General features: G+C 75.2%; 1 protein-coding gene and 1 pseudogene. Both read left to right on the plus strand.

Annotated features, from left to right (window positions below):
* Positions 1 to 981 (plus strand): annotated as a pseudogene (locus H5J29_RS29735) (RND transporter); the annotation flags it as partial.
* Positions 978 to 2,258, plus strand: a 1,281-nt coding sequence (locus H5J29_RS29740) for a peptidylprolyl isomerase (RefSeq protein ID WP_181784286.1), incomplete at its 3' end; no start/stop codon positions are given. The pseudogene H5J29_RS29735 and the gene H5J29_RS29740, both read left to right, overlap by 4 nt.

Raw genomic sequence — 2,258 nt, forward strand, 5'->3', positions numbered from 1 at the left:
CAGACCAGCATCGACGACCTCACCGCGGGCCTGCCGGCGGTGGCGGAGGCGAACCGCGTCGAGGACGTCCTCGGCAGCGGCGGCGAGCTGTCGGTCGTCCTCACCGCGGACGACGGCCACTCGGTGCTGAGCCCCGAGGCCTGGGCCTGGATGAACTCCGCGCAGCAGACCGTCGTGCGGTCGCACGGCGACGAGGCCCGCCCCGCGCTGTCCGCGACCGGGATGCTCGGGTTCCTGGGGGCACAGCCCACCCAGGAGCAGATCGACGCGGGTATCCGGCTGCTGCCGCCCTACCTGACCAGCGCGGTCGTCCGCGGGGACGCCCGGGTGTCGACCATGTCCTTCGGCGTCCGGCTCGACGACCTCGACCGGCTGCGCGACCTCACGGCCGCGCTCACCGCCGAGCTGCCCGCCCCGCCGCCGGGCTACCGCGTCGAGCTCTCCGGCCTGCCCACCGTGGCGGTCCAGGGGTACGACCTCGTGTCCGCGGACCGGTACCTGGCGAGCCTCGCCGGGCTGGTCGCGGCGGGCGCGGTCCTGTTCCTCGGCCTGCGCCGCCGCGGCGACGCGACCCGCGCCGTCGCCGCGGCGGTGCTCGCCACCGGTACCGAGCTGCTGCTCCTCTGGGTCACCGGCACCCCGCTGAACCCGCTGACCGTCGCGCTCGGGTCGCTCACCGCGGCCGTCGGGTGCGAGTTCACGGTGATGATGTGCGACGCGGTCCGGCACGGCGACCGGCGGCTGGGCACCGCCGTCACCCTGGCGGCGCTGACCGCGGGCGCCGGGTTCGCCGTGCTCGCCGTGTCCCAGCTGGCCGTGATGCGGGAGTTCGGTCTCCTGCTCGCGGGCTCGGTGCTGCTCTCGGCGCTCGCCGCGCACCTCGTCGTCGCGGTGTACCCACCGCTCCCCGCGTCCCCGCCGGAGGATCCCGGACCGGACGCGCTCCCCGAATCGCCCCCGCTCGTAGGAGTCTCCGCATGAAGGTCGACGCAGACCAGCACGTCACGGACACCGAGGAGGTCCGTGACGCCGCCCTCGACTCGGACGCCGCCCTCGACTCGGACGCCGCCCCCGACGCGGACGGTGCCGCCACCGAGGTGGCCGCCCCCGAGACGGTGACCTCCGAGGGACTGGCCGAGCCCGCGCCCACCGAGAGCACCGGGTCCACCGGGTCCACCGCGGACCCGGCCGACCCCGAGCCCACCGCGCCGCGCTCCGCCGCCGCGCGGCTGCTCGACCGCGCGGTCCACGCCGCGCGGCACCCGCGGGTGCCGCGGACGTGGCCGGGCCGGATCGCGGTGGCGGTCGTGGTGCTGGCGCTGCTCGCCGGGGTCGGCGGGTTCGTCTGGTACCGCGTCACCGCCCTCCCGGCGGGCGCGGCGCTGGCCGTGGGCGACCGCGTGGTCACCGTCGCCGAGCTCGACGACCGCGTCCAGACCCTGCACGCCCTCTACGGCGTCCAGGCCCCCACCGGGGACCCGGCGAAGCTCGACGCCTTCCGCCGCGACGCCGCGAAGGCCGTCGCCGTCTCCATGGTCCTCGACGACCAGGCGGGGCAGCTCGGCGTCGGCGTGGCCGACACCAAGGTCCGCGAGACCCTCAACGGCTACATCACCCAGCAGCTCGGCCCGGGCCCGACCGCGCACGACGACTTCGTCAAGGTGCTCGGCAACGTCGGGACCACCGAGGACAAGGTGCTCGACGAGATCCGCCAGCAGATGGCCGTCGGGGCGCTGTTCACCAAGGTCACCGAGACCGTGACGACCACCGACGAGGACATGCGGGCGACGTTCCCGCAGTACGCGGACCGGCTCGGGGTCCCCGAGACCCGCACCCTGCGCAACATCGTGGTGACCAACCAGGACGCCGCGAACCGGATCGCCGACCAGCTCCGCGGCGGCGCCGACTTCGCCGAGCTGGCCCGCACGTCGAGCATCGACACCAGCACCCGCGACAAGGGCGGCGACCTGGGCACGGTCAGCGCGGACCAGCTGCAGGCCGACTACGGCAAGGCGGCCTTCGCGGTGCCCGCAGGCGAGGTGTACGGACCGCTGCAGAACCAGTTCGGCTGGAACGTGGGCCAGGTCGTCGACGTCACGCCGGGCACGCCCGCCCAGTACGACCAGGTGCAGGACAAGCTCCGCCAGCTGGTGGACTTCGACCGCCGGGTCGACGCGTGGGGGACCTGGATGCGCCAAGCGCTCGAGGACGGTGACGTCCGCTACGCCGAGGGCTACGAGCCCGCGGACCCGCTGGCC

Origin of the sequence: Pseudonocardia pini (genome assembly GCF_013870575.1) — a bacterium.
Lineage (GTDB): Bacteria > Actinomycetota > Actinomycetes > Mycobacteriales > Pseudonocardiaceae > Pseudonocardia > Pseudonocardia pini.